At 73.5% G+C, this 18,535-nt stretch carries 17 protein-coding genes and 1 pseudogene; 14 read left to right on the top strand and 4 right to left on the bottom strand.

The annotated features are described in order from the left end of the window. Positions 1-10: 10 nt before the first annotated feature. Entirely contained in the window at positions 11-997 is a 987-nt protein-coding gene (locus CWOE_RS04515) for an AraC family transcriptional regulator (RefSeq protein WP_012932389.1), read from the bottom strand. An 81-nt stretch (positions 998-1,078) separates the two neighbouring features. Here CWOE_RS04515 and CWOE_RS04510 point away from each other — a divergent pair, with 81 nt between their 5' ends. The 8 genes from CWOE_RS04510 (at position 1,079) to CWOE_RS34055 (ending at position 8,046) form a co-directional block, all read left to right on the top strand. After that, positions 1,079-1,939, top strand: coding sequence for an NmrA family NAD(P)-binding protein (locus tag CWOE_RS04510; RefSeq protein ID WP_041730103.1), 861 nt, complete (start codon positions 1,079-1,081; stop codon positions 1,937-1,939). Then, on the top strand, positions 1,936-2,412 hold the full coding sequence (locus CWOE_RS04505) for an anthrone oxygenase family protein (RefSeq protein WP_012932387.1): 477 nt from the start codon (positions 1,936-1,938) through the stop codon (positions 2,410-2,412). Before CWOE_RS04510 ends, CWOE_RS04505 begins: the two co-directional genes overlap by 4 nt. A gap of 44 nt (positions 2,413-2,456) precedes the next feature. Further along, on the top strand, positions 2,457-2,810 hold the full coding sequence (locus CWOE_RS04500; RefSeq protein ID WP_012932386.1) for a P-II family nitrogen regulator: 354 nt from the start codon (positions 2,457-2,459) through the stop codon (positions 2,808-2,810). Beyond that, on the top strand, positions 2,810-4,120 hold the full coding sequence (locus tag CWOE_RS04495) for an ammonium transporter (RefSeq protein ID WP_012932385.1): 1,311 nt from the start codon (positions 2,810-2,812) through the stop codon (positions 4,118-4,120). The genes CWOE_RS04500 and CWOE_RS04495 overlap by 1 nt, the downstream gene beginning before the upstream one ends. 48 nt (positions 4,121-4,168) lie before the next feature. After that, positions 4,169-5,467 (top strand): DUF2254 domain-containing protein, encoded by a 1,299-nt coding sequence (locus tag CWOE_RS04490; protein WP_012932384.1) that lies wholly within the window; start codon positions 4,169-4,171, stop codon positions 5,465-5,467. 3 nt (positions 5,468-5,470) lie between these two features. Further along, the gene (locus tag CWOE_RS04485) at positions 5,471-6,667 is read left to right on the top strand and encodes a cation:proton antiporter (RefSeq protein WP_012932383.1); all 1,197 of its coding nucleotides are present in this window, start codon (positions 5,471-5,473) and stop codon (positions 6,665-6,667) included. 89 nt (positions 6,668-6,756) lie between these two features. Beyond that, complete coding sequence (locus tag CWOE_RS30190) at positions 6,757-7,815, top strand: peptidoglycan-binding protein (protein ID WP_012932382.1); 1,059 nt, start codon at positions 6,757-6,759, stop codon at positions 7,813-7,815. Positions 7,816-7,845: 30 nt separating this feature from the next. Beyond that, positions 7,846-8,046: a YnfA family protein gene (locus tag CWOE_RS34055; protein WP_236262233.1), complete on the top strand. Its 201-nt coding sequence runs from the start codon at positions 7,846-7,848 to the stop codon at positions 8,044-8,046. On the opposite strand, the pseudogene CWOE_RS04475 reads toward CWOE_RS34055, so the two are convergent. Further along, positions 8,047-9,255: pseudogene (locus CWOE_RS04475) on the bottom strand (MFS transporter); the annotation flags it as partial. A 65-nt stretch (positions 9,256-9,320) separates the two neighbouring features. On the opposite strand from CWOE_RS04475, the gene CWOE_RS04470 reads away from it, so the two are divergent. Next, entirely contained in the window at positions 9,321-9,695 is a 375-nt protein-coding gene (locus CWOE_RS04470) for an ArsR/SmtB family transcription factor (protein WP_041730099.1), read from the top strand. On the opposite strand, the gene CWOE_RS30185 is transcribed toward CWOE_RS04470, so the two are convergent. After that, positions 9,682-11,616 carry an FG-GAP-like repeat-containing protein gene (locus CWOE_RS30185; protein WP_012932379.1) on the bottom strand — a complete coding sequence of 645 codons (1,935 nt, stop codon included), beginning with the start codon at positions 11,614-11,616 and terminating at the stop codon, positions 9,682-9,684. The genes CWOE_RS04470 and CWOE_RS30185 overlap by 14 nt on opposite strands. Before the next feature lie 148 nt (positions 11,617-11,764). Between CWOE_RS30185 and CWOE_RS04460 the strand changes: the two genes are divergently transcribed. Next, positions 11,765-12,238, top strand: a complete 474-nt coding sequence (locus CWOE_RS04460; RefSeq protein ID WP_012932378.1) for a hotdog fold domain-containing protein — start codon at positions 11,765-11,767, stop codon at positions 12,236-12,238. A 6-nt stretch (positions 12,239-12,244) separates the two neighbouring features. Here CWOE_RS04460 and CWOE_RS04455 read toward each other — a convergent pair whose 3' ends face one another. Next, positions 12,245-12,844: a phosphatase PAP2 family protein gene (locus tag CWOE_RS04455; RefSeq protein ID WP_012932377.1), complete on the bottom strand. Its 600-nt coding sequence runs from the start codon at positions 12,842-12,844 to the stop codon at positions 12,245-12,247. Positions 12,845-12,858: 14 nt separating this feature from the next. On the opposite strand from CWOE_RS04455, the gene CWOE_RS04450 reads away from it, so the two are divergent. The 4 genes from CWOE_RS04450 to CWOE_RS04435 all read left to right on the top strand — a co-directional run bounded on the left by CWOE_RS04450 (position 12,859) and on the right by CWOE_RS04435 (position 18,515). Continuing rightward, positions 12,859-14,151, top strand: coding sequence for a diacylglycerol/lipid kinase family protein (locus tag CWOE_RS04450; protein ID WP_012932376.1), 1,293 nt, complete (start codon positions 12,859-12,861; stop codon positions 14,149-14,151). A 3-nt stretch (positions 14,152-14,154) separates the two neighbouring features. Beyond that, entirely contained in the window at positions 14,155-14,373 is a 219-nt protein-coding gene (locus CWOE_RS04445; RefSeq protein ID WP_012932375.1) for an amphi-Trp domain-containing protein, read from the top strand. Between the two features lie 147 nt (positions 14,374-14,520). Further along, on the top strand, positions 14,521-16,896 hold the full coding sequence (locus CWOE_RS04440) for a glycosyltransferase family 2 protein (RefSeq protein WP_012932374.1): 2,376 nt from the start codon (positions 14,521-14,523) through the stop codon (positions 16,894-16,896). After that, positions 16,893-18,515: a chitinase gene (locus tag CWOE_RS04435; protein WP_012932373.1), complete on the top strand. Its 1,623-nt coding sequence runs from the start codon at positions 16,893-16,895 to the stop codon at positions 18,513-18,515. Before CWOE_RS04440 ends, CWOE_RS04435 begins: the two co-directional genes overlap by 4 nt. Positions 18,516-18,535 lie beyond the last annotated feature (20 nt).

Genomic DNA, 18,535 nt, shown 5'->3' with positions numbered 1-18,535 from the left:
GGTCGCCGGCCTACGCCGCCGACGTGCGGCGGCGCAGCGCGCCCTCCGCTTCGAGCAGCTGGTGGGTGGCGCCGACGCGGTGGGCCTGCGGGCTGGTCCCGCGCACGCGCTTGAACGCGGTGCTGAGCGCGAACGAGCTGCCGTAGCCGACCTGCTGCGCGACGGAGCCGATCGTCGCGTCGGGCTCCAGCAGCAGGTCGGCGGCGAGCGCGAGCCGCCACTCGGTCAGGAACGCCATCGGCGGCTCGCCGACCAGCTCGGCGAAGCGGCGTGCCAGCGCGGCGCGCGAGATCCCGACCTCGGCCGCGAGCGTCGCGACCGTCCACGGGTGTGCGGGGTTGTTCTGCAGCAGCTTCAGCGCGCGGCCGACGACCGGGTCGCTCTGCGCCCGGTACCAGCCGGGCGCATCGGCCTCCGGACGTGAGAACCAGACGCGCAGGACGGCGATCAACAGCAGGTCCAGCAGCCGGTCCAGCAGCGCCTCCTGGCCCGGCTCGTCCTTGCCGATCTCGTCGCGCAGCAGCGGGATCAGCGGGCTGTCCCACGCGTCCGCGGGCAGCACCACCAGCGGCGGCAGCGCGGCGAGCAGCCGCTGGCTGATCTCGCCCGGCAGCTGGTAGGTGCCGATCAGCATCGTCGTCGGGCCGCTCGCGCTGTTGCCCCACGTGCGGACGCCGAGGCTCATCGGCTCCGCGAGATCCTCGCCCGACAGCGTCATGCAGCGCTGCCCGGGTTCGACGACGACGGTCGTCGCGCTCGCCGGATCGTCCGCGATCGTGTAGTGGTCGGGGCCGCGCGCGATCGCGACGTCGCCGGGACGCAGCCGCACCGCGTCGCCGCCGTCGGGCACGACCCACGCATCGCCCTCGACGAGCGCGACGAGCGTCAGCGGCGCGCGGTCCTCGATCCGCATCGACCACGGCGGGGCCATGATCGCGCGCAGCAGGAACGCGCCCCGTGCGCGCGGTCCGTCGAGCAGTCCGGCGATCGCGTCCATCCAGCCCAGTGTAGACGCACACACATGGAATGGCGATTCTCAGCTATGGACCGTCTCATGACCGCGGCGTTTACTGGTCTCATGACCCGTACAGAGCAGGACCACACGACCACGCTCGTGCTCGGCGCCACCGGCAAGACCGGCAGCCGCGTCGCCGAGCGGCTCGCCACGCTCGGCGTCCCGACGCGACTCGGCTCGCGCAGCGCCGCGACGCCGTTCGACTGGGAGGACCGCGCGACCTGGGAGCCGGCGCTGCGCGGCGTCGGCGCCGTCTACATCTCCTACTACCCCGACCTCGCCGTGCCGGGCGCGACCGAGACGGTCACCGCGTTCGCCGAGCTGGCCGTGAGAATGGGCGCCAGGCGGCTCGTGCTGCTGTCCGGCCGCGGCGAGGACGAGGCCCAGCACGCCGAGCAGGCCGTCCGCGCGACGGGCGCCGACCTCACGAGCCTGCGGGCGGGCTGGTTCAACCAGAACTTCAGCGAGAGCTTCATGCTGGAGCCGGTGCTCGCCGGCGAGCTGGCGCTGCCGGCCGGCGACGTCGCGGAGCCGTTCGTCGACGTCGACGACATCGCCGAGGTCGCCGCCGTCGCGCTGACCGAGGACGGCCACGTCGGCCAGATCTACGAGCTGACCGGACCGCGCCTGCTGACGTTCGCCGACGTCGCGGCCGAGATCTCGGCCGCGACCGGCCGCGAGATCCGCTACGTCCCGATCACGCCGGAGCAGCTCGCCGCCGGCATGACCGAGGCGGGCGAGCCGGCGGAGGTCGTCGGCCTCGTCAGCTACCTCTTCACCGAGGTGCTCGACGGCCGCAACTCCTCGCTGACCGACGGCGTGCAGCGCGCGCTCGGCCGCCCGCCGCGCGACTTCGCCGACTACGCGCGCGCGATGGCCGCGAGCGGCGTGTGGGACGCACCGGTCGTGAGGGCCGAGGCGTGAGCGAGGAGCTGCTGCGCGGGCTGACGCTCGTCACCGCGCTCGGCGCCGGCCTCACGGCGGGCGTCCTGTTCGCGTTCAGCACGTTCGTGATGCGGGCACTCGACACGCTGCCGCCCGCTCGCGCGATCGACGCGATGAACGCGATCAACCGCTTCGCTCCGAACGCCTGGTTCATGACCGCGGTGTTCAGCGCGGCGCTCGGCTCGCTCGTCCTGATCGTCGGCTCGCTGCTCGGCGACGGTGGGCGCGACGCGACGCTGCGGATCGTCGGCAGCGCGCTGTTCCTCGTCAGCGTCGCGATCACCGTCGCGTGCAACGTGCCGCGCAACGACGCGCTCGCAAGAGTCGGCTCGGCGAGCGCGGGCGCGGACCGGACATGGGCGGCGTTCTCGCACGACTGGACGCTCTGGAATCACGTACGGACGCTCGGCGCGTTCGCGGGAACCGTCGCGCTCACATTGGCGTACCGGTAGGCTCGCCCCGCTCAAAAAGGGGACCGACGAAGGAGCGGAAAGCTGTGAAGCTCGTGATCGGCGTCGTGCGGCCGGAGAAGGCGAACGACGTCCTGGAGGCCCTCTACCGCGCCGAGGTGCGCGGGGTCTCGATGAGCCGGGTGCAGGGCCACGGCGGCGAGCTGGACCGCGTCGAGACCTACCGCGGCACGACCGTGAAGATCGGCCTCGCCGACAAGGTCCGCTTCGAGATCGCCGTCTCGGACTCGTTCGTCGACCAGACGATCGAGGCGCTCTGCAGCGGCGGGCGGACCGGCGACGTCGGCGACGGCAAGATCTTCGTCGTGCCGCTCGAGCGGGTCGTCCGGATCCGCACCGGCGAGACCGACCACGCCGCCGTCACCCCCGTCGACAAGTGATGGGCACGACGATGGCGGCGGTCGCCCAGGTCGATACGGGCGACACCGCATGGATGCTGATGGCGACGGCGCTCGTGCTGCTGATGACGCCCGCGCTCGGGCTCTTCTACGCAGGCCTCGTGCGCTCGAAGAACACGCTCAACACGTTCATGATGTCCGTCGGGGCGATCGCGGTCGCGGTCGTGATGTGGGCGGCGGTCGGCTACTCGCTCGCGTTCGACGAGGGCAACGGCTTCGTCGGCGGCCTCGGCCACGCATTCCTCAACGGCGTGACGTTCGAGCCGCGCGACGGGACGACGATCCCGCACCTGCTGTTCATGGCGTTCCAGGCGACCTTCTGCATCATCACCGTCGCGCTCGTCTCCGGCGCGGTCGTCGAGCGGATGCGCTTCGGGCCGTTCCTGATCTTCGCCGCGCTCTGGTCGATACTCGTCTACGCCGTGCTCGCGCACTGGGCATTCGGCGGCGGCTGGCTGCAAGAGAACGGCACGCTTGACTTCGCGGGCGGCATCCCGGTCGAGATGGGCTCCGGCTTCTCCGCGCTCGCGGCGGCGCTCGTCGTCGGCGCGCGCAAGGACTACGGCCGCCAGGCGCTGCTCCCGCACAATGCCGTCTACGTGCTGCTCGGCGCGGGGCTGCTGTGGTTCGGCTGGTTCGGCTTCAACGGCGGTAGCGGCTTCTCGACCGGCAACGCCAGCGTGCTCGCGTTCACCAACACGCTGCTGGCGCCGGCGTGCACGCTCGTCGTCTGGTTCGCGCTCGACCTCGTCCGCGGCCGCCACATCACCGCGATCGGCGCGGCGACGGCGATCATCGTCGGGTGCGTCGGGATCACGCCGGCGGGCGGCTTCATCAGCCCCGGCTGGGCGATGGCGCTCGGCGCGCTCGCCGCGCTGCCGAGCTACGCGATCATCGTCTGGCGCACGCGGACGCGGGTCGACGAGACGCTCGACGTGCTCGCCGCGCACGGCACCGCGGGCCTGTTCGGGATCCTCTTCATCGGCTTCTTCGCGCAGCTGTCGTGGAACGGCGTCGGCGACGGGCTGCTCTACGGCGACGCCGAGCAGCTCGCGTGGCAGGCGATCGCGATAGTCGTGACGCCCGCGTACGCGTTCGTCGTGACGTACGTGCTGCTGCGGCTGCTCGGCGCCGTGACGCCGCTGCGCGCGACCGAGCGCGAGGAGGCGATCGGGATGGACATCGTGCAGCACGGCGAGGAGGCGTACGCGACCGGCGAGGGCGCGATCCTCGTGACGCCGGAGACGGGCTTCGAGGAGCGCGCGCAGGCGCGGCAGCGGGAGCCTGCCTGAGTGACGGGAGCGGCAGGCGTCGCGCGCTTTCCGCCGAATAGGGGCGCGATGACCGTACGCGCCCGGACGTGGGGATTGCGCTTCCGGCTGCGCGAGTGGCTGGACCGCAGCTGGATCGTGATCCCGTCGGCGTACGTCGCCGCGGCGCTCGTGCTGGGGAAGGTCGTCCCGGCGCTGGAGGGCGACGGCGGCGGCCCGTTCGGGCTGTCGCTCGCGCCCGACAGCGCGCGCGACATCCTGCAGGCGGTCGCCGGCGGGATGATCTCGTTCACGGGCCTGGTCGTCTCCGTCGCGGTCGTCGTCGTGCAGTTCGGCGCCGGCCAGTACTCGCCGCGGCTGGTGCTGCGCTTCCGTCGCGACCCCGCCGTCAAGCACGCGCTCGGGATCTTCATCGCGCCGGCGCTCTACGCGCTCGTCTCGCTCGGCGACGTCGGCGGCCCCGGCGACCAGCAGGTGCCGAACCTGACCGTCGCGCTCGCGCTGGCGCTGCTGGTCGGCGCGATCATCGCCTTCTTCCTGCTGATCGCGCGGCTGCTCGACCTGCTGCGCCCGCGACGGCTCTACGACCAGCTGCGGCTCGGCTGCGAGCGCGCGATCGACCAGGTCTACCCGCGGCGGCTCGACGCCGCGACCGCCGCCGCGCAGCCGTTGCAGCTGCCCGGCGCCGAGCCGATCGTCCACCGCGGCACCAACGGCGTGCTGTCCGCGGTCGACATGCCGCGGCTCGTGCACGCTGCCGGCGCTGCCGGCGCGGTCGTCGAGCTGCCGATCCGCGTCGGCGAGTACGTCTGGAACGGCGAGCCGCTGCTGCTCGTGCACGGCGGCGCGGCGATCTCCGAGCGCGAGCTGACGCGCGCGATGATCGTGAGCGAGGAGCGGACGTTCACGCAGGACCCGCCGTTCGCGCTGCGCACGATCGTCGACATCGCGCTGCGCGCGCTGTCGCCCGCCGTCAACGACCCGACGACCGCCGTGCAGGCGCTCGACACACTCGAGACGCTGCTGCACCGGCTCGCCGGACGCGACCTCGGCATCGGCCGGCTGCACGACGCCGGCGGCGAGCTGCGCGTCGTCTACCCCGCCGCCGACTGGGTCGAGCTGCTCGACCTCGCGCTGACCGAGATCCGCTCCTACGGCACCGGCTCGCACCAGGTCGCGCGCCGGCTGCGGGCGCTGCTGCTGGGCCTGCTCGAGCGCGTGCCGGCGCCGCGACGAGCGGCGGTCGAGCACCAGCTCGCGCTGCTCGACGCGTCGGTCGCGCGCTCCTTCCCCGACGGCGAGCGCGAGCTGGCGACGGTCGCCGACCACACCGGCCTTGGCGGGCGCACCGAGCCGCGGGAGGATTGAGCGATGGTCTCGGTCGACAGCGAATCGTTTCTCGCGATCGTGATCGCCGCGGCGGTCGCCGCGCTCGCCGCCGGGATGCTCGCGAGACGCTTCCTGGTGCCCGTCGTGGTCCTCGAGATCGCGCTCGGGATAGTGATCGGCCCGGAGCTGCTGGGGCTGGCAGAGCCGGACGACTTCGTCGAGTTCTTCTCCAGCCTCGGCCTCGGCATGCTGTTCTTCTTCGCCGGCTACGAGATCGACTTTCAGCGGATCCGCGGTCAGCCGCTGCGGCTCGCCGCGCTCGGCTGGGCGCTCTCGCTGCTGCTCGCGTACGCGCTCGGCGGGCTGCTCGCGATGGCGGGCGTCGTGCTGTCGCTCGTCTTCGTCGGCTCGGCGATGGCGACGACGGCGATCGGCACGCTGATCCCGATCCTCAGCGACGCGGGCGAGCTGAAGACGCGCTTCGGCACCTACCTGCTCGGCGCCGGGGCGATGGGCGAGTTCGGCCCGATCCTGCTGATCACGCTCGTCTTCTCGACCAAGGGCGCGGCCGCCAACGCCGCGATCCTGCTCGCGTTCGTGCTGCTCGCGGTGCTCGCCGGGATCTTCGCGGTGCGCTCGGTCGGCCATGCGTGGGACGTCTTCGAGCGCACGCTGGAGACGAGCAGCCAGCTCGCGATCCGCTTCGCCGTCGTGATGGTCTTCGCGCTCGCGGCACTCGCGGCGTCGCTCGGCCTCGACCTGCTGCTCGGCGGCTTCGTCGCCGGGATCATCCTGCGGCTCGCGCTGAGAGGGCGCGAGGTGGAGGTGCTGGAGTCGAAGCTGACCGCGGTCGGCTACGGCTTCCTGATTCCGTTCTTCTTCGTCGTCAGCGGCATCAAGCTCGACATCGGCGCGCTGACCGCCGACCCGATCCAGTTCCTCAAGCTGCCGCTCTTCCTGGCGCTGTTCCTCGTCGTCCGCGGCGTGCCGGCGCTGCTGCTCTACCGCAGCGTGCTCGACCTGCGCGACCGCGCGGCGCTCGCGTTCTTCTCCGCGACTGAGCTGCCGCTCGTCGTCGCGATCACGACGATCGCCGTCGAGGAGGGCCACATGCGCGCCTCGACCGCCGCCGGCCTCGTCGCGGCCGCGATCCTGTCGACGGCGATCTACCCGATCGTCGGGCTGCGCCTGCGCGCCTCAGCGGCGCCGGATCCAGAGCCGGCCGCCGCGCCCGGGTAGGCGGACGGCCGGCGGGCGCGCGCTGCAAGGACGCGTGCAGCGCGGCGCGCGGCGGTTACCGCACGGCCGCCGGTGGCGATCCTCGACAGATGGGTGCTGGCCGCGCACTCGCGCTGATGGGATTCACCGCCGCCGCGCTGGTGGCTGCGCTCGGGTCCGGGCTTGCGCTCGGGCTCGCGGCGCAGCCGGCCTCCGCCGCGAGCGCGCAGGTCGCCGCGCTGCAGGTCGGGCTGCGGGCGGCCGGGACCTCGCCCGGCCCGATCGACGGGATCAGCGGCCCGCGGACGCTCGCCGCGGTCCGCCGCATCCAGGCGCGCCGGAACCTCGCCGTCGACGGCATCGCCGGCCCCGCGACCCGGCGCGCGCTCGGGCGGCGCGGGCGGCCGTCGCTCGGGAGCCGGCCGCTGCGGACGGGGCTGACGGGCTGGGACGTCGCGGCGCTCCAGTTCCTGCTGCACGGCCGCGGCTTCGGGCCGGGCGGCTTCGACGGCAGCTTCGGGCCGAACACGGACGACGCGGTCCGCCGCTTCCAGAGCGCGGCGTCGCTCGGCGTCGACGGCGTCGCCGGCCCCGCGACGCTCGCCGCGCTGCGCACGCAGCGCCTGACCGCGACGACGCCGACGTCGGCGCCGGACGGCCCGGTCGCGTTCCTGCGACCGGTCCCCGGTCCGATAGGCGACGGCTTCGGCTATCCCGGCGGCCGCCGCCACACCGGCCTCGACTTCCCGGTCGCGGCCGGCACGCCGATCGGCGCCGCCGGCCGCGGCACGGTCGCGTTCGCCGGCTGGAACGACGGCGGCTACGGCAACCTCGTCGTCGTCCGCCACCGGCTCGGCTTCGAGACGTGGTACGCGCACATGTCGCGGATCGGCGCGGTCGTCGGCCAGTCGGTCGCGGGCGGCAGCGTGCTCGGCTGGGTCGGCTCGACCGGCCGCACGACCGGCCCCCACCTGCACTTCGAGGTGCGCTTGTTCGGCACTCCGATCGATCCCGTCTCGCGCCTGCTGACCGCCATCTCCGCGAGCGAGGCCGGCGGCGCGCCCACGCCCGCCCGGTCGGGTCGCCCGCTCACCTGCCGCCCGAACGCCGACGCCCGCCCGACGCCGGACACCGACCCGCTGCGCGCACGCTACGGACGCTGCCCGTAGCGCCCCGGCGAGCCGATCGCCGGGCGCACGATGGCCGCGGCGCGCGGCCGCCGCGGCCGCCGCGGCCTACGGCAGGACGGCGACGTGACCGGCCGCTCGATCGCGCTGTTCCTCGCTGCCGCGCTCGCGGAGATCGGCGGCGCGTACCTCGTCTGGATCGGCCTGCGCGAGAACAAGAGCGCGCTCGTCTGCCTTGCCGGCGTCGCGACGATCACGTACGCCCGGCGCTGACCCCGCGTCCCGCCGTGCCGGCCACAGCAACGCGGCGGCGACGACGGCGAGCGCGGCAATCGCGGCGAGCAGCCACGCCGTCGCGGCGAGGCCGAGGGTCACGCCGAGGACGCCAGCGATCGGGTAGGTGATCAGCCAGCCCGCGTGCGAGAGCGAGAACTGGGCGGCGAACAGCGCGGGGCGTTCGTCCAGTCCGCCGGAGCGGTTGACGAGCCGGCCGGCCGGCGTCTGCACGAGCGAGAGGCCGGCGCCGATCACGAACCAGACGGCGAGCAGCGCGCCGAAGCCGTCGACCAGCGCGGTGACGCCGAGCCCCGCGACCAGCAGCCCGCCGCCGGCGAGCATCACGGAGCGGTCGCGGATCCGGTCGAGCAGCCGCGGCAACGCGAGCGCGACGATCATCGCGCCGGCGCCGGAGGTGCCGAGCGCCCAGGCGACGTCGCCCGCGTCGCGGCCGAAGACGTCGCGCACGTAGATGACGGTGTTGACGACGACGGTCGCACTGGCGGCGGCGACCGCGAGGTTGAGCGCGAGCAGGCCGCGCAGCCGCGGCGTCGCGAGGTAGCGGCGGATGCCGAACGTCAGCCGCTTGGACCACGAGTCGGCGGCCGGCGCCGGACGGCGGGCGGGCAGGCGGGTGGTGAGCACGAGCGCGGCGGAGGCGAGGAACGCGAACCCGTTCGCGGCGAACAGGCCGTCGTAGCTCATGAAGCCGAGGATCACGGCGGCGAGCGCGGGGCTCAGCAGCCCTTCCAGCTCGTACGCCAGGCGCGAGAGCGAGAGCGCGCGGGTGTAGGTCGGCTCGTCGGTGAGGACGTCCGGGATCGTCGCCTGGAACGTCGGCGTGAAGCCGGCCGAGCCGGCGTTGACGAGCACGATCAGCACGTAGACCTGCCAGACCTCGGTGACGAACGGCATCGCCACGACGGTGCCGGCGCGCAGCACGTCGAGCCCGACAAGCAGCTGCCGGCGTGGCAGCCGCGCGGTCAGCGTCGTGATCAGCGGAGCGCCGAAGACGTAGACGACCATCTTCAGCGCGAGCGCGATGCCGACGACCGCGCCCGCGTTGCCGCCCGCGAGGTCGTAGGCGAGCAGGGTCAGCGCGACGGTCGTCAGCCCGGTGCCGACGAGCGCGATCACCTGCGCGCCGAACAGCCGTCGGTACGTCGCGTTCGCGAGCGGTCCGCGGACCGGCGTCGTGAGACTCATCGGGACCACCTCCTGTGAATATCTATACGTATGAACACGTCTTCACAGATGGTACCATCCTTCCCGTGCCGCTTCCCTCCGAGCACCCGCCGGCCCAACGACCGCTCGACCACGACGAGGCCGAGGCCCTCGCGGAGTCGATGCGCGCGTTCGCGACCGGCAGCCGCCTGCGGCTGCTGTGGGCGCTGCTCGACGGCGAGCTGACCGTCGAAGAGCTGGCCGAGCGGACGGAGCTGTCGCAGAGCGCCGTCTCACACCAGCTGCGGCTGCTGCGCCAGGGCCGGCTCGTGTCGGTGCGGCGCAGTGGGCGCCACGCCCACTACCGCCTGCACGACCCGCACGTGGTCGACCTGCTCGCCGCCCTGCGCTTCCACCACGAGCACGTCAACCCGCCGGCACCTGCGCCGGCGGGCGACGGCTCGGGGTTCAGCGGAGCGTGACCTTCGCGGTCACCGTGATCTGCTGCCGCGCCTGTCGGTAGCGGAGCGTGAGCGTGTAGCGGCCGGCAGGCACCGCGCCGCGCGTGCGCAGACGCAGGCCCGTGGAGCGGCTGGCGGTGCCGGTCGCGTACACGCGGCCGTCGCGCGTCAACGACGCGCGAGCGGTCGCGGCGGTCGTGAAGCTGGTGCTTCCCTCGATCGTCTTCGTCTCGCACCTGCGGACTCTCCTGCCTCTGACCGTCCGGGTCGTGCACGTCACGAGCCGGATCTGACCGGCCTTGCCCGCCGGACCCTGCGGGCCGGCGTCGCCCTTGGTGCCTCTGTCTCCCTTGGCGCCCGACGCGCCCGCGTCGCCCCGCGCACCGTTCGCGCCGGCGTCGCCCTTGGAGCCCGGCGTGCCGGCATCGCCCTTCGCGCCGGTGTCGCCCTTCGGGCCGGTGTCGCCGTCGTCGCCCTTCGGCCCCTGCAGCCCGGTCGCGCCGCCCTGCGGCGGACCGGCGAAGCCCTGCAGCTGGACCGACGGGTTCGCCGGATCGTTGGAGACGATGTTCAGCGTCGCCGCACGGGTGCCCTGGGCCTGCGGCACGAAACGCACCCACACGGTGCAGCTGCGGTCCGGCGCGAGCGCCTCGCGACAGGTGTCCGCGGAGACGAGGAAGTCCTCAGCGTTCGCCCCGCCGAACATGAAGCCCGCGATCGCCATCGACACCCCGCCGTCGTTGGTGATCGTCACGCCCTGCGTGCCGCTGAGCGCACCCTGGGGGACCGGCGCGCCGGCCGTGCCGAACGTCAGCGACGCACTGCTCAGGTCGGCGGCCGGCTTGCTCATCAGGACCGACACGGCGTTCGCGCCAGATGAGGCGACCGCGATGTCGGTCGCGGCGTCCGCGTTGAAATCGCCGACCGCGATCCCCTTCGGAGCGGCGCCGACACCGAAGACGCGCGCGGCCGCGAAGCCGCCGGCTCGGTCGCTCACGAGCACCGACACCGTGCTCTCGGCGGTGCTGCCGGTCGCGATGTCCTGCGTCATGTCGCTGTTGAAGTCCCCCACCGCGATCGACTGCGGCGTGCCGTCGACGGAAAAGCTGGTCGGCGCCGAGAACCCGCTGCCGGTGTTCAGCAGCACGGAGACGCTGCTCGTCGACGGATTGGCCGTCGCGATGTCGACCTGCCCATCGCGGTCGAAGTCCCCGAGGGCGACCGCGCTTGGGGCGCTGCCCGCCGGATAGTCGACGGCTGGCGCGAACGTGATGGGCGCGGCCATGGACGGCATCGTGTTCATCAGCACAGACACGGAGTTCCCACCCGCGTTGGCTGTCACGAGGTCGCGGTAGTAGCCGTCGTCGAGGTCGCCCGCGGCGACCGACCTGGGCGTGGCACCGACCTGGAAGCCCACCGGGGAGTCCCACCCGCTCCCTGAGACCTCGCGCACCACCGTCACCGTGTTCGCACCGGCGTCGGCGGTCACGATGTCCACAGCGCCGTTGCCTGTGACATCGCCGAGGACGAGCCCAGCCGGGGCGGCGCCGACCGGGATGACGGTCGGCGCGCCGAACGTTCCGCCGACCATCCCTCTGCGCGCCGACACCGTGTCGGACCCGCGGTCGACGGTCACGAGGTCCACCCGGTTGTCCCAGTCGAAGTCGCCGGCCGCGATCGCCACGGGAGACGCCCCGAACGAGAAGTTGGTGGCGGGTGCGAACACGCCCGCGCCCGCGCTCACCAGCACCGACACGTCGTCCCCGACGACGTCGTTGGCCGTAATGAGATCCGGACGCCAGTCTCTGTTGACGTCAGCGCTGGCGACCGCACTCGGCGCGGTGCCCGTCGGAAGGCTGACGCTCGGCGCGAAGGCTACGCCCGCGCCCGCGCCGGCGGGGAAGCTCAGCGCGACGAGGCTGCTGAGCGAAAGGCACGTCACGGCACTTCGGAGACTTCGTCGTGGCATCTCGATCCGATCTGACGGTGGCGGGTTCGCGCCAGATCTCACCACACGGCGAGCGCGCACGCGCCAACGAGAACCGCGTCACCGGCGCACGCGGCACGCCGCGCGGGCGAACATCGACGGCATGCCCACCTCCCGCCTGCTGACGGCCTATCGCGCGCTGGAGCGCGTGCCGCTCGGCCGCTCGATCTTCTCCCAGGGATACCGCTTCGCGGCACCGTACTTCCGCACGATCCCGGCGCGGGTCGAATCCGTCGAGCCGGGCCTCGCGGTCGCGCAGATGTGGCACGCGCCGTGGGTCCGCAACCATCTCGGCGGCGTGCACGCGATCGCGCTCTGCAACCTCGCCGAGCTGACGATGGGCGCCGCCGCGGAGGCGACCGTGCCGGGCACGCACCGCTGGATCCCGCAGGGGATGGAGGTCGAGTACCGCGCGAAGGCGCACGGGCGGATGCGCGCGACCGCGCGGATCGAGCTGCCCGAGCCGCTCGTCGAGCGCCAGCAGGTCGCCGTCGCGATCGCGATCGCCGACCGCGCCGGCACCGAGGTCCTGTCCGGCACGATCCGCATCTGGGTCACCGCGCGCCCGCCGCGCTGACCGGAATCAGGGGCGCTGCGCCGCGCGGCGGTCGCGCGCGTGCGTCGCGAGCTGGGCCAGCACGGTCCCGATCAGCGCGCCGGCGACGACGTCGCCGGGGTAGTGGACGCCGGTGTGGACACGCGAGTACGCGACCAGCGCGGCGAGCCCGCGCAGCGGGATCGCCGCCCGCGGGAGCGCGTGCCCGACGCCGGTCGCGAACGCGAACGCGGCGGCCGAGTGGCCGGACGGGAACGACGTCGACGACGGCATCCGCACGTGCCGGGCGACGGGGACGTGCTCGGCGGCACGGTCGGGACGCCGCCGGCGCCCGAGCGGCTTCGCCGCGAGGTTGACGACGCTCGACGTAACGCCGACCGCGACGAGGCCGTCGACGGCCGCCCGTCGCCCGCTGTGCCCACCCGCCGCCGCGAGAACTGCGGCAGAGACGAGCGACAAGCGGGAATAGTCAGCTGCATGGGACAGGCGAGCCATCGCGCGATCGAGCGCCGGCGTCGGGGTCCGCGCGATCGCCGCGTACAGCGCGACGTCGACGCGCTCGGCGTCGTCCAGCCAGCGCGCGGGTCCCGGCGGCGGTGCGGCGGGGGAGTCCTGGGCGGAATCCACTGGAGAGTGATCTTATGAGCCGGCAGCGCGCGGCGGCGATCGCCGCGCTCGCACTCGGCGCGGGCGGACTCGCGCTCGCGGTCGTCGTCGCGGTGCAGGACTTCCCGCGCGGCCCGCTCGCGCTCGTCTGTGTGGCCGTCGCCGCGACCGCGGCCTGGTACGGCCTCCTGCGGACCGGGGCCGCCCGCGGCACGGCGCTGCTGGTCGCCGCGCTCGGCGTCGGCGGGGCGCTCGCCCTGCTCGCCGCCGACCGCCCGCTGGAGGAGGCGCTCGTCGTCGCTGCGCTCGCGCTGAGCGTCGTCGCGGCGCGCGCGGCGTTCGCCGTCCACACGCACCTGCCGCACCGGCCCGCGCCGCAGCGGCCGGTGCTGTTCTACAACCCGAAGTCCGGCGGCGGCAAGGCGGAGCGCTTCTCGCTCGCGTCGGAGGCGCGGGCGCGCGGGATCGAGCCGATCGAGCTCGGGGCGCCGGACTGGGATCTCGAGCGGCTGGTCCGCGACGCGGTCGCCGACGGCGCCGACGGGCTGGCGATGGCCGGGGGCGACGGCTCGCAGGCCGTCGTCGCCGCGATCGCAGCGGAGCTGGACCTCCCCTACGCCTGCGTGCCGGCCGGCACGCGCAACCACTTCGCGCTCGACCTCGGCGTCGACCGCGACGACGTCGTCGGCGCGCTCGACGCGTTCGTGCGCGGCGGCGAGCGGCGCGTCGACCTCGCCGAGGTCAACGGGCAGGTCTTCGTCAACAACGTCTCGCTCGGCCTCTACGCCGAGGCGGTCCAGCGCCCCGGCTACCGCGAGGCGAAGCTGCGCACCATCCTCGGCACGCTGCCCGACGTGCTCGGCCCCGAGGGGACCGGGCTCGACCTGCGCTGGACGGGCCCCGGCGGGCACGAGCACCGCTCGGGCGCCGCGATCCTCGTCTCCAACAACCGCTATCGGCTCGGCCGCGCGGTCGGCTCGGGCACGCGCCCGAGCATCGAGGACGGGCTGCTCGGGATCACGGTCGCCGGCGCCCCGACCGGCCGCGGCGGCCGCGGGCGCCTGCCACAGCGACCGTGGCGGGAATGGACGGCGCCGCAGTTCGAGGTCGCCGCCGACCATCCCGTGCCCGCCGGCGTCGACGGCGAGGCGGTCCAACTGGAGCCACCGCTGCGCTTCCACATCCGCCCCGGCGTCCTGCGCGTGCGCGTCGCGCGCCAGCATCCCGGCGCCTCGCCGTCGGCCACGCTGCCCGACGGGCTCCGCCAGAGCGCGCGTGCGCTCGCTCGCATCGCCTTGTCGAACGAACCCACAACGAAGGAGAGCTGACGCATGGACATCTTCTCGGTCGAGCAGAAGGAGCGCCTCCGTCGCGAGGAAGCCGCGGCCCGGCTGCACAGACTCGCCGACATGCTCGCCCGCCACAACGACATCGAGTTCGAGCGCGGCGGGCTCCGCTTCAACGTTCGCGTGCCCGATGAGGTGAACCTCAAGATCGAGCTGGAGGTGGAGAGCGACGAGCGCGAACTGGAGATAGAGCTGACCTGGTGATCGCGGTCGTGCCGGCCGCCGTCTAACGAATCGCGGCCGGCTGCCGATCTACCAGGAGGTATGCGACCGAGACGAACGAAGCGCCAGTGGGGCAGCGACAGACGGACCGCCCTGCCGGTGGTCCCCGCGCCCGCGTCGGAGAGCACCATGCTGATCGGGCAGCTCGCGATCGCGGTGACCGTGATCGGCTGGGCGCTGTTCGTCGTCACGACGCTGACGCGCAGCTCGATCGCCGGCGGTGACGGCCCGCCGCTCGGCCTCGCGACGATCGGCTACATCGTGATCATGAGCCTGCTGGCGTGCTCGGCGCTCGCGTACCTGACGACACGGCTGGGCTACTACTCGCGCTCGCGCAGCCATCGCCGCGCCACGCGTGCGGAGCTGGGCCAGACGTTCGAGCGCTCGGCGCCGACGCTGACGGTGCTGATCCCCTCCTACCAGGAGGAAGAGCGCGTCAACCGCATGACGCTGCTGTCCGCGGCGCTGCAGGAGTACCCCGACCTCGAGCTGGTGCTGCTGGTCGACGACCCGCCCGCGCCGAGATACCGCGGACCGGCCGAGATGCTGGCGGCCGCGCACGGGCTGCCGGGTGAGATCGAGGCGCTGCTGAGCACGCCGGTGGCCCGCTTCACTGCCGCGCTCGACGGCTTCGAGACGAAGTACATCGAGGGCGGCGACCCGCGCCTGGAGGACGCGCTCGAGGTCGCGGCCGAGTACGAGCACGCCGCACAGTGGCTCACCGACTACGCCGCCGGCTACGAGGTGACCGACCACACCGACCAGTTCCTCGTCGACCAGGTGCTGCTCGCGCTGGCGGGCGAGATGACGACGACGGCGAAGGCGCTGCGCGCCGCGATCGGCGACGGCGCGACGCTCACCAAGGACCACCTGCGCTTCCTGCTGCGACGCCTCACCTGGATCTTCGGCGCGCGCATCAGCTCGTTCCAGCGCAAGCGCTTCGTGTCGCTCTCGCACGAGCCGAACAAGGCGATGAACCTCAACAGCTACATCGGGCTGATGGGCGGCAGCTACCGCGAGATCGCGGTGCCCGGCGGCGGCCTCGCGCTGCTGCGCACCGACAGCGACGCCGACCTCGTCGTGCGCAACCCCGACTACGTGCTGACGCTCGACGCCGACAGCCTGCTGCTGCCCGAGTACTGCCAGCGGATCGTGCACCTGCTCGAACAGCAGGAGCACGCGCGCGTCGCCGTCGCGCAGGCGCCGTACACGGCCTTCCCCGGCGCCTCCACCCGGCTGGAGCGGATGGCCGGCGCGACGACCGACCTGCAGCACATGGTCCACCAGGGGATGACCCACTACGACGCGACCTTCTGGGTCGGCGCCAACGCCGTCCTGCGCAAGCGCGCGATCGACGACCTGCGCGAGGTCAGCCACGACGGCGACTGGGAGATCAGCCGCTACATCTCCGACCGCACCGTGATCGAGGACACCGAGTCGAGCATCGACCTCGGCGTCCACGGCTGGCGGCTGCTCAACTACCCCGAGCGGCTGAGCTACAGCGCGACGCCGCCGGACTTCGGCGCGCTCTGCATCCAGCGTCAGCGCTGGGCCAACGGCGGCCTGCTGATCCTCCCCGCGCTGTGGCGCCAGATCCGCACGCGGCGCGATCGCGGCGAGCGCCAGCGCCTTGGCGAGACGTTCCTGCGCGTCAACTACATGGCGTCGATCTGCTGGGCGTCGATCGGCCTGATCTTCCTGCTGCTCTACCAGTTCAACGACCAGCTGATCAGCCCGCTCGTGCTGCTGATCTCCGTGCCGTACTTCCTGATGATGGCCGTCGACCTCAAGCACTGCGGCTATCGGCGCAGCGACGTCTTCGGCCTGTACGGGTTCAACCTCGTGCTGCTGGGCGTGAACCTCGCCGGCGTCGGCGCGTCCCTGCTGCAGGTGCTGATCGGCGGGCGCCCGGCGTTCAAGCGGACGCCGAAGGTGCACACGCGCACGACCCCCGGACTCACCTTCGTCCTGCTGCCGTACGTCTTCGTCGCCTTCTCGGTGCTGACGCTGCTCAGCGACCTCGACCGCGACCGCTGGGTCAACGTGATCCTGGCGGGGCTCAACGCCGCCGCCGCCACGTACGCGATCGTCGCGTACATCGGCGTCGGCCACTCGCTCGTCGACGTCTGGCGCAACGTCGTCAGCTGGCTCTACAAGCCGCAGCGCTCGGCGCGCGCCAAGCGCGCCGAACGGCGTCAGGCGCTCGCCCAGCCGGCCGCGCCGCACTGGTCGCAGACGCTCGCGTACGCCCCGGCCGACGGCGTGCGCCGCGCGGAGCGGCGCTCCGCGTCCGGCCGCTCCGGCACCGCCGCCGACCGCCGCTCCGGCTCGGCGGCCGACCGCCGCGCCGGCAACGGCCGCCGCGAGACCGACCTGCCGGCGTACATGGGCCGTCGCGCGACCGACCGGCCGCCGGGCCGCGCCGACGACCCGCCGGCTCCGCTGAGGGTCGCCGACGACGAGGCCTCCGTTCCCGCCGTCGCCGAGCCGGAGGTCCCGCGATGAGCGCCGCCGACCTGCCCGATCCCGCCACGCTGCCCGACGCGCCCGAGCCGAGACTGTCGGTCTGGCGCGTGCTGGTCGCGCTGGTGCTCGTCGCCGCCGCCGCGGGCGGCGGCTTCCTCGCCGTGCGCGACGTCACCTCGACCGAACCGGCGCGGGCGCACGGCGCCGCGGGCGCGGGCACGTGGTTCGCGCCGTACGTCGACACGACGCTCACCCCGACCTACGCGTTCCAGGACCGCGCCGCGAACCCGTCGCCCAACGCCGTGCTCGGCTTCGTCGTCGCCGGCAGAGAGGCCGACGGCGCCTGCACGCCGACGTGGGGGACGCACCAGTCGCTCGACGGCGCCGCGACCGCGCTCGACCTCGACCGCCGCGTCGCGCAGCTGCGCGGGCAGGGCGGCGACGCCGTGATCTCGTTCGGCGGACAGGCGAACAGCGAGCTGGCGGTGACCTGCAAGCGCCCCGACGCGCTCGTGTCGGCCTACCGCAAGGTGATCGACCGCTACGCGGCCGACACGGTCGACTTCGACGTCGAGGGCGACGCGCTCGCCGACGCCGAGGCCAACCGCCGCCGCGCAGCCGCGGTCAAGGCGATCCAGGACGACGTGCGCGCCGACGGAGGCCGCCTCGCCGTCTGGCTGACGCTGCCGGTGACGCCCGAGGGGCTGAACCCCGACGCGCTCGCGGTCGTGCAGTCGATGCTCGACGCGAGAGTCGACCTCGCCGGCGTCAACGTGATGGCGATGGACTTCGGCGTCCCGTCCGCCGCGAGCGACATGCGCAAGGCGATCCTCTCGTCGGTCACCGCGACGCGCAGCCAGCTGTCCGCCGTCTTCGGCCGCGCCGGCGCGAGACTCGGCAGCGCCAGCCTCTGGCGCAAGGTCGGCGTCACCGTGATGATCGGCCAGAACGACGTCAGAGGCGAGCGCGTCTCGGTCAAGGACGCGGAGGCGATCGCGGACTTCGCCGCCGACCGCGGCCTCGGGCGCGTCTCGATCTGGTCGCTCAACCGCGACAAGCAGTGCGGCGTGACGTTCGCCGTCGTCGGGACGCTCTCGAACCTCTGCAGCGGCGTCGTCCAGAAGGACCTACAGTTCACCAAGACGTTCGACGGGCTGCGCGGCAGCATCCGCGCGAACGCGGCGGCGGTGACGAAGCCCGACCTGCTGCCGGAGGCGACGACCGCGACGGTCGACGATCCCGCCAAGAGCCCGTACCCGATCTGGCAGCCCGAGCAGGCGTACCGCGAGGGCTACAAGGTCGTCTGGCACCAGGCGGTCTACGTGGCGAAGTGGTTCTCTCAGGGTCAGACGCCCGATTCCGAGAACGTCGAGCCGGGCCAGTCGCCGTGGCGGCTGATCGGGCCGGTGCTGCGCACCGACCGCGCGCCTGTGATCCCGAAGCTGCCGGCCGGGACCCACCCGGCGTGGTCGGCCGCGAAGGTCTTCACGGCCGGCCAGAAGGTGCTGTACCGCGGGCTTCCGTACGAGGCCAGCTGGTACACGCAGGGCGACGTGCCGGGCGAGCCGGGCAAGGGCGGGACCGTCTCGCCGTGGAAGCCGCTGTACCGGATCCCCGGCGAGCCGGCCGCTGAGCCCGGCGAGCCGACCGGCGGCTGAGACGCGCCGCGCGGACGACC

Origin of the sequence: Conexibacter woesei DSM 14684 (assembly GCF_000025265.1) — a bacterium.
GTDB lineage: Bacteria > Actinomycetota > Thermoleophilia > Solirubrobacterales > Solirubrobacteraceae > Conexibacter > Conexibacter woesei.
The sequence above is the reverse complement of the archived record's forward strand: the minus strand, read 5'-3'. Positions and strand labels throughout refer to the sequence as shown.